We start from the raw sequence: 16,017 nt of genomic DNA, 5'->3' as shown, positions 1-16,017 counted from the left end.
AAGCGGATGCCGCAGGTTTTTCCACAAAACCATGATCCGGACGGAGAAAGCTCCGTCACCGGTTTGGTTCATTCCGTGGAATCCTGCGGCACCGTGGACGGCCCCGGCATCCGCTTCGTCCTTTTCCTGTCCGGCTGCAGCCTGCGCTGCCGCTACTGCCACAATCCGGATACCTCTTACGTGCGGCGGGGACGGACCAGGAGCGCAGATGATGTCCTCAAGGAAATAGCCCGTTACCGGGATTTTTTGCAGGCGGCGGGCGGCGGCGTCACCCTCTCCGGCGGGGATCCCCTCTTCCAGCCGGATTTTGCCGGTGCCGTGCTGAAAGGCTGCCGGAAACTGGGCCTGCACACCTGCCTGGATACCTCCGGCCATCTGGGCGTGAATGCGGGCGAAGAAATGCTGGCGGATACGGACCTGGTCCTGCTGGATATCAAGGCATGGAATCCGAAACGGTATCGCGCCCTGACAGGCGGGGAACTGCGCCCTACACTGGAGTTTGCGGAACGCCTGGCCTCCCTCCGCAAGCCCGTGTGGCTGAGGTATGTGCTGGTACCTGGCGTTACGGACAATCTGGAAGAAATTGAGGAACTCTCCCGCCATGCGGCGCTTCTGGGCAACGTGGAACGCGTGGACGTGCTCCCTTTCCACCAGCTGGGGAGATTCAAATGGGATGAATTGAAGCTGGACTATACTTTGAAGGACGTCCCGGAAGCGTCCGCAGAACTGGCGGAACAGGTCCGCGGCATTTTCCGGCGGGGCGGCTTTCCGGATTGCGTGCATTAACCGGATTTTCGCGCTTTGGCGCCACCAACCGCAGCAAACCGGACGCAGGCATCCCCCTCTTCCGGATGAGGGGCCCTCTTCCCTCCACTACAGAACCCATGCAAAAAGGAAGACGCATTTCTGGAATTGCTCCGGAATACGGCATTTCCGCAATTCCTTTCGTTATTCCATCATTCTTTACGGCAACGGCAGCATTCCCGCCGTTTTTCCGCCAACGCCGGGGGGCGGCATTCCGTCCCTTCCCAGATTATTCTTTCCCGGAAATTTCCCGCAAGGCTTCCAGTACTTCCCGCACGGCAATGTGGCGGTTGCAGGGAACATCCCGGTCACATTCCTTCCGGAAGCAGGGAGAACAGCACTGGTGGCTGTAAAGGGAACGGTTGAATGTGCCCATAGGGCGGTAAACATCCGGAAGCCGGGTGGAAAACAGAGTCACCACCGGAAGCCCCCGGAAAGAACAGAGGGACGGAAAGTCGCCATCCACGGCTACTGCCGCCGCAGCGCCGTCCATGACGGGAAAGAGAGCCTCCGGCGCACCCACCGCCAGCTCCACATTCAAATGTTCCGCCAGGGAGGCGGCACGCTCCCGGTCTTCTTCCAGAGCCGCCAGCACCGTCCGTCCCGGCAAAAGGGAAACCAGCTCCCTCCACTGCTCCCTGCTCCATTCACTGGCGCTCCCCAGGCGGGAAAACGGAGCGATTAAAATGAGGGCGTCTTCCGCCGGGGCCGCTTTTTTCACAGGGAACAAAGACGGGGTGGCGACGTCCAGCCCATGCAGCCCCCCCAATTGCAGATAAAGCTGCACCCGGTGCGCCGGGGGGGCGGCGCGCAGGACGGGGGCCTTTACCCGGAATTTGTACTTCCGGGCGCCGGGATGCGTGTCCAGCCCGGAAAACATCATGGGGCCATACGGTTCCAGCGCTTTCAGGGTTTCCATATCTCCATCCAGCATGACACCCAGATCCAGCGGTCCGTCATTGTAAAATTCATCTGCTGCCAAAGCTTCCCGAAGCTGCTTCAGGGAGTCGTGCGGCAACACATGGGTAACTTCCGGCACCGTCTTCCATATCCCCAGCTGGGCAGACGGGCAGACGATGTTCACCTGCATGTCGCACCGGACGGTTTTCAAAGCACGAATCAGGGGAACAGTCGCCAGGGCTTCATCCAGCGCCCTGGGAACGGCTACCAGAATGCGGTACGGCTTCAGCTCCATATTTTCCAGAAGCGCAGCCGTTTTTTTATCCTGCGGGGCAAAGCGGTCAACGGATTTCCAGCGGTGGTGCATCCAGAACACATCCAGCACGGATTCCCGGATCAACGTTTCCAGCCCCCTGTTCACTTCAATCGTGTCCCCTGCCAGAGAGCCGTCCGACCTGGAAAAATCCACCACATTCCCCATATCCGCTATCCAGTGGCCAGGAGCATCCGTGCGCACCGCTATGGCCACCATGTCCGCGCCAGCCCTTTTTCTCAGCAGAGCGGGCAACGGAGTCGTGCCGGTCACCTTGCCGAAAAAGGGGACATACACCCCCTCCCATACGAACTGGTCGCTCAGCACGCCCAGGGCCCCCCCTTCCTTGAGCATTTTCATGGGAGCCTTGATGCCTCCCTCCTTGGAGAACATCTGAGTTCCACGTTCCGTGCGCCGCTGGTACACGTATTCCTCCATCAGCGGATTGTCAAACTGGCGGTACATGGACCCGTAACGCTCCACCTCTGGGTAAAATGCGCGTATTCTCGCCAGCGCCTCCCAGTTGCCGGAGTGGGCTATGGCGCAAACCTGCCCGCGCCCTTCCAGCACAGGCGCGGCAAACTGTTCGTGCCCTCCGACCGTCACGCAATGCTTCAACTGCTCATCCGTCAGGGTGGCCGTCTTCGCGGAACACAGGAAATTGGCAATGGTCCTTTTGAAATTTTCCCGGCTTAATTTCTGCAGTTCCTTTCCGCGCAGGGCCGGATCCAAAACGATGCGCAGATTCCTTTCCACAATGTTCCGGCGCTGGGGAAGCAGATGCCACGCCACGGCCCCTGCCGCGCGCCCCAGCCGGTACAGCGTTTTCATGCCCACGAGCTTCAACAGCCCTTCCATGAGCAGAAACCCTTTCATTCCCAAATGATGGGCAAACGTATTCCGGGAAGCCGGGGAGGAATCAGGAGAGGAAGAATCAGTCATAAGGAAAACCGGAAAAGATGTTATACGAATCCCCTCCGGTCCACAAACCCTTTATTCCCCCGGCAGAGGTCCCTTCCCGCATTTTATTTTCCCGGCTAAATGACGTCTTCCCTAAATTTTTCCGCCGGCGCGGAATCCAAAGCCATCCCATGCTTTACTGCATCTTCCTCATAAAAGCATCTCTGCGGAGACGGCATCTTACTTTTGGCAAAGAAATGACTTTACAATTCTTAACTAAACGGTATATTCCGTCTCCCGAACCGAACACCAAACCGGAGTTATACACCATGAAAGTTCTTTCTTCCTTAGCCTCTATGAAGCGCCGCCACGCAGACTGCCAAATCGTGAAGCGCAAGGGCACGCTGTATGTGATCTGCAAGAGCAATCCCAAGTTCAAGGCCCGCCAGGGCGCTACGGCAGGCACGCGCCTTTCCAAAAAGGGCGTCAAGTAATCCCTGGCCCAGCACAGATTTCAAGAAGACCGCCGCCCGCCGGGTGCCGGTCTTTTTTTGCTGACCAAACCCCTTTCCGTACATCCATGCAGCTTCCTGCCGTCCAAACCAAATTCCTGGATCTTCCCAACTCCTTCTCCCTGAGAAATGGAGCTACGCTGGACAAGGTTCGCGTCGCCTACGAACAATACGGAACCCTGACGCCGAATAAAGACAACGCCATCCTGCTGTTCCATGCTCTTTCCGGCAGCCAGCACGCCTACGGTTACAATCCGGAAGTCCCGGGCATCGATTCCCTCTGGAAACCGGAAAACCACGAGGGCTGGTGGAACAGCATCATCGGCCCCGGCAAGCCGCTGGACACAAACTGCTTCTGCATCATCTGCGCCAATTACCTGGGAGGCTGCTACGGCACCACAGGCCCCGCTACCCCCTGCCCTGCGGACGGCCAGCCCTACGGCTCCCGTTTCCCGCATGTGGAGGCCGCAGACCAGGCACGTCTCCAGGCCCTTCTGCTGGACAGCCTGGGCATAGAACGCGTTCATCTTATGGGCCCCTCCGTGGGCGGACTGATCGCCCTCAGCTTCGCGTGCCAGTTCCCGGAACGGGTCCGGAGCTTCATCTCCATCGGCTCCGGTTACCGGGCTTCCATTGAACACCGCCTGTCCCTGTTTGAACAAATCCTGGCCATTGAGCTTGACCCGGATTTCCAAGGCGGGGATTACTACCGGGGACCGGCGCCAAAAAAAGGGCTGGCGTTCGCCCGTATCATCGGCCACAAATCATTTGTTTACCAGGAGGGGCTGGAACAGCGCGCCAGAAAAGAGGTGGGAGGCAACTACGGCCTGCTCACGTGGATGACCCCCACCCGCAGCACGCAAAGCTACATGCTTCACCAGGGAACCAAGTTCGCGGAGCGCTTTGACGCCAACGCCTATATCCGTATTGCGGATATGTGGGCGGAGTTCGACATCCGCGACCACACCCCGGACGGAACATTTCAAACCGCCCTGGAAGGCTTCCGCCGCGCAGGGATTCCCGCGCTTATCTTTTCCATTGATACAGACTGCTGTTTCCGCCCGGCGGAACAGCAGGATTTCGCGGCGCAGCTTGAAGCCGCCCATATTCCCACGGAGTTCCATACCATCGCTTCCACCAAGGGACACGATTCCTTCCTGCTGGAGCCGGAGCTTTATGCGGAACCCATCCGGCGCATTCTGGCGGCAAGGAAGCCGAAGGGGACGGCGTAAGCTTTTTCCCGCCGCAAGAAGACACGGCGGAGCAACGCTTAAAAAGAAGTAATGCAGGGAACCGGAAGCAAGAGGAAAAAATCAACCATGTCATGAAGGAACGGCCAGGTTCCCTGCAAAGCGGAACTTCACGGCTCTTCAACGTGAAAATAACCTGAACCGGATGAACCCGAACAGGGTTTTCGCTGTCACACCTTCATGACTGATCATTATTACACCTCCGAAACGGAGAACGTCGGACAATTCCGCTGCGAAACCACCTTTATTCCTTCCAACGTCACGTTTTCCACGGACCTGCCCGCTTCTTTTGAAGGCCGCGCAGAATTCCCCTCCCCCGGAGTTTTGCTCGGTTCCACGCTCGCCTCCTGCATGATGAGCCTGGTTTCCGTGGTCGCGGCCAGAAAAGGAGTGGATTTGAAAGGCATGCGCGTTCTGGCGCGTGCGGCGGAATCATCCAAGGGAATTGAAAAAATTGAACTGAAGGTAATCATGCCCCTGGAAGGCAGCCACCCTCTCCGCGCCATGCTGGAAAAAACCGCCTTGTCCTGCCCTGTGCGCCAGGCGCTGCGGCCCGATCTGGAAACGCCCATTGAATGGGAATGGAAGTAAGCAGCCATCAGGAACGTCAACCCAAGCTTGAAGTTATCCTTAAAGAAATCCCGCCCATTCATGAAAAAAGCCGCTGCGGAATCATCCGCAACGGCTTTCCAATTGGCCGACGTTTTTTCCTTTAGAAGTTGTAGCGGTAGCCGATACTCCCGTTGATGGAGCTGGAACCGCTGCGGATATCCGCATTGCCGTCCACAAAAATGACGCCCTGGGTGCCCACGGGAACGCTCAGCCCCGCGCCAATCTGGAAGGCCGTGCTTCCGACCTTGGCGCCATACACCGGACGCGTATAGGAGGGATCTGCCAGGAAGCCCACATTAGCCTGCCCGCGGCGGTCTCCCATATCCTGGGAAACGTTCACCCGTACTTCTCCCAGCGCTTCACGCCCGAAGATGTTGGACCCCATGAGTCCGGAGAGCCGGGCACCCACAGCGACAGCAGCCGTAGTCAGTTCCTGGTCTTCCACCTTCAGTCCGGCATTTCCGGCAGAACCGCTTTCCCGATAGCCGTCCATGCGGGTCGTCACGATGGAAGCGTTAAACAAAGGCTGGAGAATCACGCTCCTGTCTTCATTGAGAGCGATGTCATACGCCAACTCGTACATGGCGCCGAAACCGGCTCCCGTCGTATTGCCGCGGGCCTGGTAAGACCCCGTACCGTAATTCACCGTGCGCGTCAGCGAGGCATCATTCCAGCCACCCGTCAGAATCAGCAGATGGGACCATTTACGGTACTGGTAGCGGGCGAACAGATTGACATAGTAACTGTCCAGGTCTCCGTCCGCCGTATCCGCCGCGCTGGCCGTCAGGCTTCCGTAATTGGCAGTAAACGCAGCTCCCGCAGTGAGGCGGTCGTTGATATCCACGTCCATGCCTACCGTGCCTCCCCAGGTGGTGAGTTCGTAGCCGCTTTCATCCCCCCTGGTGTCCAGCTTGGCATAAGACCCGGTTCCCTGCATCCACATATGGAAGTAGGGCATGTCTTCATGGACATATGCAGGGTTAACGCCCATCTGCGCCACGCGGTTGCGTATCCAGCCCATCTGGTCGCGCAGGGAGTCGCGCTGGGCGATGCCCAGGCTGGTAACCGTGCTGCCGGCGGCGGCGGCCAGTTTGCGGGCGGCGCCGGAATAGTCGCCTGAATTCTGGGAGAGAAGAACAGAGGTATAGAAATCGCGCAAGGCAGAGCCTTCCTCCATGTGATAGCGGGAATTCCAAAGGATGTCCGCTCCAGTAGCGGCATTCCGCGTCAGGGAAGAGTCACGGAAAATGTTTTCCGTGCGCGCCGTACCGGTGAGGATGATGGCCGTCATGCTGTCATTGGTGGTCAGCTCCAGGTTTTCATACATGGAACCAAGAATCATGTCCTGGAGGGTGACATTGTCACCCAGGGACACCAGCGCGCCGTCCGTTGTCTTGAACAATTCCATATTCAGCGTTTCCGAACTCCCGGAAACCAGGGTATCCAGATTGTTCATGACCAGCGTGACTTCCCCCGTCCCGTCTCCCAGCGTAATATTTCCGCTGGAGGTGACAAAGGGATTGCCCAGGCCGTCCACCGTTGTGGAGGAAGTGGTAATGGCTACTGTGCTGTCCCCTGTCACGCTCAAGCCGTCCGAGCCAAGCGTCAGCTGGGTTTTGGGATCGTCTGCGCTGCCGATATTGAGCGTGCCGCCGTTCACGGTAATCCCCTGATAAGAAGCCTGGGCGGGATTGCCGCCCTCCCCTGCCGCTCCGGCCAGGGTCAGCACGCCGCCGTCACTCACATTCAGGTGATAACCTGCATTGCCCGCACCCTTGATAGTCTGGACGCTTCCGTTGCCGGATTTGACGTTGAGCGTTCCGGATGCCCCGTCCAGAGTACCGGTAAAGGTATGGGAATCGGAAGAGCTGATCGTCATTTCCGCACCGCTCAGCTTCAGAGCTCCGCCGCCCTCCAGTCCGGAAACGGTATTCACGGAACCGGTTGCAGCGGACAGGGCAGACCCTTCACGGATATCCAGCAGGACACCGTTCAGGGAAGAGCCGTTGCCCAGTGTCAGGGAGGAGTCTGTTCCCGTACCACCCAAGGTCAGCGTACCGTCCCCGGAGATAGTCACTTCCGTGACATGGCTGCCGGCCTGCTGGCCGGTAAGAACCATCTGGGCTCCGTTACCCAAATTCAGGGTTCCCCCTCCCGCGCCGGCAGCCAGCGTCTCCACCGTGGTTACACGGGAGGCGCCGTCATTCCGTCCGCCCAGCGTTATGTCTCCGCCCGCGAGTTCCAGCGTAGTAAGGCTATTGCCTGCACCGTTCAGGATGATATTTCCCTCCGAGGAACTGAGACTGGAGTCATTCCCGGTGAAGTTTCCTTCTACGGTGAGGGTTTCCGCACCTTTCTTGACAAAATCCACATGGTCCCCGCTGATGGTTCCGCCGTAGCTGTTGCCGCCGGCGTCAACATCCTGAACCAGATCCACCACGGCGTGGTTGGAAGCCGCATCATCCGCCGTATTCGTCACGGTCAGCGCACCGTCGCTGCCAACCAGGTTGCTGACTTTCAGACCGTCCCCATTCCGGGAGGCTTCCGGAGCCCCGTTCAGGCTCACATGAAGCGTGGTGCCATTAATGCCGACAGCCTTGTAGGGATCCAGCGCGGCGTAATCGCTGATATTGGGGTTGTCTGAATTGGGGGTGGCGTCCACCAGATAGACAAGGTCCGTATTGCCGCTGACCATCAGCGTCCCGTCCGCACCCAGGACTTCCGTCACGGTATAGCCGAGGGAAGCCAGGAGAGGAGAGAATCCGATTTGCTTGAAATTATCCACAGCCAGGGTTCCCGTTGTCAGTACAAGCCCTACGCCGTCAGTGGAATCCCGGTTGGCGGCAAGCAGGTCCAGAACACCCTGGTTGCTGAGGTTGATGGTTGTTGTGGCGGCGGAAAGCGTCAGGCTGTCCGCATCAATAACGCCCTGTCCGGTAGTTCCGCCCGCTGTAAGGCTGCCGGAATCCAGTTTCAGCGTCACCGTCTTGCCCGTCATGTCCAGAGCACCGGAAACGCCTGTAAGCCGGGAGTAATCCTCCATGACGATGGAGCCGACCATGGAGCCGGACAGGCCGCCCAGATTGATGGTATTCAGGGCTCCCTGCGTTCCGGCGGAAGCGGCCACTTCCACGTTTCCGGCGGTTTTGGCTTCCGCGTTTGCCAGGCTTCCCTTCGTAATCAAAATAACGTTGGCCGCATCCAGAGAGGACAAATTGAGAACGCCGTTATTGACGGTGACCCGTCCGGACCCCAGGGAGTCGGCCCCCGCCAAGGTGACGGTGCCCGTTCCGGAGAGCGTCGTGGAACCGGTGAACCCGGTGTTGCCGGCCGCCAGCGTTATCTCTCCGGTAGTGTCAATAACCAGGGAACCGGCTCCGGAGAGGGACCCGGCCCAGGCACTTCCGTCACCCAGCCGCGCCGTAGCGCCGCCCGCAATGGAGAGTGCGCCCAGGAAGGTGTTCGCTCCGGTGAGTTCCAGCGTTCCGGCGTTTACGGATACCGTGCTGCCGGCCGTACCGCTGATGACGCCTCCGTAGGAGAAATCGCGGGCAAAGGCCAGCGTGGAATTGTTCTGGATGTCAATGCTGTCCCCCAGCTTGGCCACATCGGCGGAATTCACGGTAACCGTGCCGCGGTGCACCTTGAGCTGACCGTCCAGGTTGACGCCGCCCGCCAGGGTAATATTGCCCGCTCCCTGGGTGGAGAACGCCGTTCCGCTCAAATCGCCGCTGAAGGTGAAATCCTTGGTGGCAAAGACCTGGTTGCCCGTAAAGACAACGTCATTGGCAAACGTTCCTCCGGCTGTTCCGTTCCATTCCGTACGGACGTTGGAATCCGCCAGTTTCAAGATGCCGTCCGCCCCCATCGTTACGTTATTCAATTGGAAATAGCCGGATGTCACGGACAGGCTCCCCTGGAATTCCGTGCTCATATTCAGGACATTGGCCCCATAGCTGGTTCCCAGTCCCACGGAAACGGTACCGGAACCGGAGGCATTCAGGTTCAGAGCCGAGTTATCATTAGCCCCGCTGACCGTCAGTACGGAACCGTCCGCCAATTCCACGGCTTTTCCATTGGCCAGAGCCTTGGCGACGGTGGCGGCCACTTCCTCGCCCAGCGTCATGGAACCGCCCGTCCACGTCATGTTGTCTGCGGTAAACGCCGTGGCAAAAGATCCGGAAGCCAGATTGAGGCGGCCGCCCTGCAGGTTGATCATGCCCATTCCCAGTTGAACGTCCGCCGTAGCCAGAGTGAGCACGCCGTCCGTAACGGTAATGGCTCCGGATCCCAGGGAATTGGCGACCTGGGCTACCAGTTCGCCCTGCTGGACGGAAATATCCCCGTTCCAGCCCGTGTTGTCCAAATTAAGGACCAGCTTCCCTTCGCCGCGCTTGGTCAACGTTCCCTGGGCGATTTTCCCGGTGCCGTCGGAAACGAAGACATAATCGCTTCCGGCAGCATTGTTGACTGTGATGGAAGCAGGATTCACCGCTCCGGACAGAGTGACGGTTCCCGCCCCGGTACTGTTGAAGATCAGATTCTTCCCGGCAGCCGTATCCGTGGAACCTTCAATGCCCCACATGGCGCCCGTGTTCGTATCGCTCCAGGTCACTCCTTCCGCTCCCTGCCAGATCCATACGTCCCCGGCGGAAGTCACTACCAGCTTGAGGGATGTTCCCGTCTGCTCCAGTTCATAAATCAGCGTTTCGTCCCCAGTATATCCGGCCCAGTTAAAGACGGCGCTGGCGGCATCAAGACCGCTGGCGGCGGAAATCAGGGTATATTCCCCGGCATCCGTAATGCCTTCAAGCCCGTTCAGCGTAAGATTGAACGTTCCGGCCCCGAAAGCGCCGCCCACTTCGAGGGCGGAGCTGATATCCAGTGTCAGCGTAGAGTTGGCCGCCAGGTTCAGAGCGCCCGCAGTCGTCATCCGCGTATTGGCCGCCATCGTGATATTCCCCAGGGACGTAGCCCCGGAAGCAGTAAGAGCGAGCGTTCCCCCCTGAATATCCGTCAGCCCCGTGTAGCTGACCGTCCCGCCCAGCGTCAGCGTTTCCTCGCCGACCTTGGTCAGAGACAGGACGCCGGATTCGTCATACGAAATGGAAGTGGCTCCGTACCCAAGAGCAACACCACGGTCTGTGAGCGTGCCGTTGTACGTGCCGGCCCCCACCGTCAGCGTGCGCGCGCCGCCTACGGCTCCCACCTGGGAATTCTCCGTTCCGTCCAGAGAGGCAATTTCAACATCCCCCAGCACGCGCATGAAAGCGAATCCGGTCGTGTCCGTTCCGGATGTCAGGGTGACGCCACCCTGAGAGATGGAAGTGCGCAGATCCAGCCCGGCGCTATAGCCGTTGGAAGCATTCATGGTGATCATTCCGGTAAATCCGGAAGCGTCTCCGCTGATGATGAGCTTTCCGTTGGAATTGTACCTGCCGTCGCCCGCTCCGCGGCTGTAAGTCAGAGAGCCGGCTCCGGTGAGCGTTCCGGTGAAGCCCATTTCCTTGGCCCAGTTGTCCCTGCCCACCAGGGAGACCGCCCCGTTGACGGTAACGGTTCCGGTGAAGCTATGCTGATAGTCCGCGGCGCTTGCCTGGGAGGCGTCCACCCATTTCAGGGAAACGGCGTCGGACGCGCTTGTTCCCAAAATCAAATCGGAATTGATGGTATGGTGGGAGGTTCCCGAACTGTTGCCGGCAATAATCAGCGACGTGCCGTTTTCCAGGGTGACGGAAGAACCCGCGCTTCCCCAGCGGATGGATGAGGTTCCGTTCCCTATCTGGAGGTTGCCCTCCTGCACCACGATGTGGCCGGAGTTGCTCCCCGTCAGTTTCAGCAAGCCCGTGCCGGTTTTCCGGACAGTTCCTTCCCCAGTAATGGCATTGCCGAAAACGATGTCGGACGGAGTCGCCAGAGTAATGAAAGAGCTGGCATCCGGAGAAAGGGAGAATACCGGGTTAGTGACGGTTCCCAAATCCACCGTCACCGTCGCTCCATTGGCCGCACCCAAAAAGGAACCGGTATTCCAGGTTACCCCCGTGACGGGAAGGGCCGTATCATAACCGAATGCCAGAACACCCTGCGACACAGCCACAGTAGTACCCGTGCCAAGTATGGAAGAGGTGCCGAGGACCAACGTTCCCGTGCCTTCCTTGGCGACGGCCGTATTGGTAATTTCTCCCGTCCCCGTCAGTTCATAACGGGTGGTGGAGTTGCGGACAAGCATAGAACTTGGAGAAACCTCAGTATCCAACTGTACGACAGAGTTAGCGACTCCGGCCTGGTCCGCAAAGGAAACCGCCATGCCATCCGCATATGTGGCGGGCGCGCCGCCGTCCGTCCAGACATGTTCCGCGCTCCAGACGCCGTTTTCACCCCCCTCCCACAAAAGGAGGGTTCCCGCCGTATAGACAAGGTCTTTGCCGTTGTCGGAAATGGTGATGGACCCGGCCACGCCGTCAGCAAAGGAAGCCCTGATGGAAGATATATTGGACAGGCCCGTAGTTGAAAGGACGGACATGCCGTCTGTCAGGGTGCCGAATTCGGAAAGATCCAGATTCAGCTCTCCTTCAGCGGAAAGAGAGAACGAGCCGTCCAGATTGATTCCCGTTCCTGCCCCTCCCGCCAGCGCCAGCACGCTGGATCCGGTCATGTTCAGATTCCCCGTAAAGAAAGAATCCTGGAACATGGTCACGATGTCGAAACCGGCCACAGCCGTATTGGAGAAGGAAATGGCGTGATCCGCCGTATTGCCGTAACCTCCCAGCAGCAAGGAAGAGGTGCCGCCTATCGTGCCTCCCGACGCATTCAGCGAGCTGCCCGTCCGGAATACTGCTTTCTTAACGGTAAGGGTAGCGTCCCCGTTTACGGAAGACCCTGTTCCTCCGCCGCCCGCGTAAAGAGCACCCGTGTACGCACCGCCATCCAGCGTCAGGCTGGAATTGCCGCTGACGGCGGATGTTCCCGATGAGCTGAACCCGCCGCCGTAAATAGCCCCGGTAAAGACGGCGTCACTGGCGGCGGTAATGCTGACGCTGGAATCGCCTCCAACCGTATATGCCCCGGAACCTCCCGAATAGGAACCGCCCACGATGCTCTTGACAAAGCTGCCGGAGGCCGTTCCCAAATCAATCGTCACATTGGTGCTTCCGGTAATGGCGGCACGGGACGAGGAATTGGCTTCATAAGTGCTGCCGCCGATGATGAAGCCCCGGACAACGGAGTTGAGCGAAATGGTTTCGTCCGTGACGCTTTGCATGCTGCGCACGACGACGTACGTGCTGCCGTCAAGGTTGTTTACGGAGTTATGACATCCCGTGCCGCCGCCTATCAAACTGCCCTTGATGACGGCATTCCCGTCCACGGATACGTAAACGTTTCCCGTGATGCCTGCCGCCTGGCCGTCCTTGTAGTTGCCTCCCACAACCCAGTTGACGGCAGTATCCCCCTGAATCTGGGTATGGACGTCTCCCGTAACGTTCCACTTGCCGGAGCCGCTCCAGTTATTGGCATAGCTGCCGCCGATAATCAGATTGTAATTGCCCCCCAGCACATCCGTCCAGATGCCGGTGGTGATTTCCGTAGCCGTGGCATTGGACGCAGTATTGTAGTAGCCGCCGGCCAGGGTCACTCCTGTCAGGTCTCCCGTTCCGGTGACGGCATTCACGGAACCGAACCCCTCCTGCATGGAAGAAGCCCGGATGCCGTACAGGGACAAAGACTGCTGGTTTACCAGCGTACCTGTTGCGGAAGAGGGAGCCTCTTCCAGCCCCCAGGCAGGGTCCCAGACGGTCTCATGGGCGCCGGAAGCCGTAAACGTGATGACTGTTTTTCCGTCCACGGTGCTGATTGTGTACAGGGACTCGTCAACATCCGCCAGAGTAAAGCCGTTCCCCAAATCAACGCCCAGGTTATAGGAGGTGTTCACCAGGGCTTCAGAACCGAACAAGTCCTGGAATTCCTGAAAACCGGAGAAATCAATGAGGCCGGAAGTCAGCGTCACGTTCTGCAGCACGCTGCCGACATTGTCCATGGAAGTATAATACAGACGGCCTCCATCCACCGTCACATTGCCCGTGATCGTCCCGGAACCGTTGGCGAGGATGCCCATCGTTTCCCCTACCGTGAAGGCGTTCTGGAAATTCATGGTTCCCGCAGAGGCGGAGATGGTGCCGTTTCCCGACAGCTCCGTCACGGTCATGGTTCCGGCGCCCGCATCCAGTCGGCCTCCGGCAAGCGCGGCGTTAATGGAACCGGCCCTGGAGAGGACGGCGCCGGAATTGACGGTATAGGTTCCCGTAAGCGCCACGTTCTCGGAAAGATGCACCCAGCCCGACTGGGCGACGAAGTTGCCTGCCCCGGTGATGGAATTGTCAATGACATCCGCCGCATCCCCCGCAGTGCCGTAATAGGTCAGGTACTGGGAGTTGACCGAAGTAGTAACGGCGGCAGTCCCAAGGGAGCCGGAAGCACTGATGCCCAGAGAGGCAGAGTTGCGCGTAATGGCGATCGTCCCCCCAATTTCATTGGCGGTGTTGAGCAGGTTGTAATAGGTATATTCATTCGCGCCGCCGCTGATGGAAAAACCGCTTGCCGCCGTGAGAACACCGGAAAACTTCACATTCTTGCCCCAGCTGGATGTCAGGTTGACGCCGCTGCCGAAAACCGCTGCTCCGGAAAAATTAAAACCGCCGTTATTGATGGAAGCGGCATTATAGGAGGAGTACCCCGTCACGGAAGGACCGTCCTGGACATTCAGCGTGGTGCCGTCACCCATGACCAGTTTCTGGGACCAGGTGACATTTCCGGAGAACAGGGAAAGAGTGCCTCTGCTGATTTTCAGGGTAGCGTTCGGAGATGCCGCGGGAGAGAGCGCCGTATTCTTGTCGGAATTGCCCAGGGTGAAGGTGCCTCCCCCCGTATAGTCCACCGTTACGGTGCCGCCGAAACTGCCGCCGTAAGAGGAAGAATCCCCCGTAATGGTCAGCGTGGTTCCCTCCCCGGTAATCAAAGCCGCGGCATTGTTGTGCTCCAGCTTGCTGATGGAAGTGTTCACGCCGGCTTTCAGGACGGAAGCGCCCGTCGTATAACCGTAACCGCCCAGTTTGATCGTGGCGTATTGGGCGGCCTGCGCGTGGTTGAGGTTCAGGATGTTGTTCTGAGATCCCCCCGTCGTGTTGGAATAAAGGGAAATGATTCCGTTGAAAGTGCCTGCCCCGTTCAATGTCAGGGTGGAAAGGCTGGCGCCCCCGTTGGCCACCCGGTTTACCGTCAGGATGGCTTCCGGAGCCGTCCCGTTCAAATTGGTGATGGCGGCCGTACCGGCTCCGGCAAAATTCAAGGTAGTAGAAGCCGTAACAGTACCGACATCATAGGAGGCCGAGCCTCCCGCCGCCACATTCACCTGGGTTCCGTCAAAGGCGACATCCGCCGCATAAGACTGTGATGCTGTCACCAAAAGACCAGAAACTCCTGCCAGCGTGGCGGTGCCAAGCGTTACTCCGGAAAAGGAGGTCATCAGGGCAGCCAATAAATTCAAAGGGAGGTGTAATTTCATGAAACGTTTGATAATTAGGTATTTAATGAACAAATAAGAACCTTTCCCACAACACGGCAAGGGAAATATGATTGTGAATATAAATAAGGAATTCGCAATCCGCTGTCAAAGGAAAAGAATCAGTTACAACGGTTTTCCGGAATACCCGGAACGTTTTCTCCGTCAAAAAAATCCGGGATTCCCGCCAGCAAATTATGTTAAAGATATGTAACATATTCATTATCAATATAATAATTCTGTCAAAAATTGAATAATATGTGAATAAAAGTGAAGCGGATTGCGAATCCGTATTTTCTCCGTTCATTACCAGATAAAATAAAAAGAGCCTGCACAATAAGTTGTGCAGGCCCATCCTTAAAAACCAGAGAGAAACGTCCAGTTCAACCTCTGGTCCATTTTTCCAAAAATTCCCCGGCGTCCTTCCCTTCTCCAATGTGCCTGAGCAGAGCGCTCCCAAGCACGGCGGCATCCGGCCGGGCATCTTCAGGCAGCGTCTCCAGCTGGTCCGGCGTCTGAAGCCCGAAGCCCAGCGCCAGCGGCACATCAAAAACGGACCGGGCACGGCGCATGGTTTCCGTAACGCTCCGCTCCAGGTTGGCTTTCCCACCGGTGGTTCCCAGCACGGAGACCACATAAACGAAGCCGGAAGTATAAGGCTTGTATTCCCGCATGCGTTCCACGGAAGTATTGGGAGCCACCAGAGTGACGAGCGTCAGGCCATGGGGGCTGAAAGCCTCCCGGAACATTCCGGATTCCTCCAGCGGCATATCCGGTACGATGAAACCGCTGACGCCCGCCTCCTCCGCATCCAGGGCAAGCTGTTCCAGGCCATACTGGTAAAAGGGATTTACGTATCCCATCAGCACCAGTTCGGCTGAAAAACCGCCCTTGCGGGCTTTCAGACCGTCCAGAATCCATTTCAGGCTGACGCCGCGGGCCAGGGCATCCCGGGATGCCTGTTCAATAACCGGGCCGTCCGCTACGGGATCCGAGAAGGGAACTCCTATCTCAATAATATCCGCCCCGGCTTCGTCAATACGGGACAAGTGCGTCCAGAAGGATTCCTTGTCCGGGAATCCGGCGGTAATGAAAGGGATAACGGCACGCCTGCCGAGGGCATGGGCCCTCTCCACGGCTTTCTGCAACGGTGATTTCTGCATATTATTC

Annotated in this window: 7 protein-coding genes; 4 read left to right on the top strand and 3 right to left on the bottom strand. The window is 58.2% G+C overall.

Going from position 1 to position 16,017, the window contains the following annotated elements:
* Positions 1-6 precede the first annotated feature (6 nt).
* The gene (gene pflA, locus AMUC_RS08250) at positions 7-786 is read left to right on the top strand and encodes a pyruvate formate-lyase-activating protein (protein WP_012420578.1); all 780 of its coding nucleotides are present in this window, start codon (positions 7-9) and stop codon (positions 784-786) included.
* A 247-nt stretch (positions 787-1,033) separates the two neighbouring features.
* Here the strand turns inward: pflA and AMUC_RS08245 are convergent, their stop codons facing one another.
* Positions 1,034-2,959, bottom strand: coding sequence for an LpxL/LpxP family acyltransferase (locus AMUC_RS08245; protein ID WP_042448154.1), 1,926 nt, complete (start codon positions 2,957-2,959; stop codon positions 1,034-1,036).
* Positions 2,960-3,246: 287 nt separating this feature from the next.
* Between AMUC_RS08245 and ykgO the strand changes: the two genes are divergently transcribed.
* From ykgO to AMUC_RS08230, 3 genes are all read left to right on the top strand, one after another.
* On the top strand, positions 3,247-3,411 hold the full coding sequence (ykgO, locus tag AMUC_RS12420) for a type B 50S ribosomal protein L36 (RefSeq protein ID WP_065529996.1): 165 nt from the start codon (positions 3,247-3,249) through the stop codon (positions 3,409-3,411).
* Between the two features lie 86 nt (positions 3,412-3,497).
* The gene (locus AMUC_RS08235) at positions 3,498-4,661 is read left to right on the top strand and encodes a homoserine O-acetyltransferase family protein (RefSeq protein ID WP_012420575.1); all 1,164 of its coding nucleotides are present in this window, start codon (positions 3,498-3,500) and stop codon (positions 4,659-4,661) included.
* A gap of 198 nt (positions 4,662-4,859) precedes the next feature.
* A complete protein-coding gene (locus AMUC_RS08230; RefSeq protein WP_012420574.1) occupies positions 4,860-5,270 on the top strand; it encodes an OsmC family protein in 411 nt (136 codons plus the stop codon).
* Between the two features lie 121 nt (positions 5,271-5,391).
* Here AMUC_RS08230 and AMUC_RS08225 read toward each other — a convergent pair whose 3' ends face one another.
* Complete coding sequence (locus AMUC_RS08225; protein ID WP_012420573.1) at positions 5,392-14,850, bottom strand: autotransporter-associated beta strand repeat-containing protein; 9,459 nt, start codon at positions 14,848-14,850, stop codon at positions 5,392-5,394.
* 380 nt (positions 14,851-15,230) lie between these two features.
* Positions 15,231-16,010, bottom strand: coding sequence for a tryptophan synthase subunit alpha (trpA, locus tag AMUC_RS08215; protein WP_031931079.1), 780 nt, complete (start codon positions 16,008-16,010; stop codon positions 15,231-15,233).
* Between the last annotated feature and the right edge of the window lie 7 nt (positions 16,011-16,017).

It is taken from the genome of Akkermansia muciniphila ATCC BAA-835 (genome assembly GCF_000020225.1).
Taxonomy (GTDB): Bacteria; Verrucomicrobiota; Verrucomicrobiia; order Verrucomicrobiales; family Akkermansiaceae; genus Akkermansia; species Akkermansia muciniphila.
Note: the sequence above shows the minus strand (reverse complement) of the source record. Positions and strands in the feature narration are given on the sequence as shown.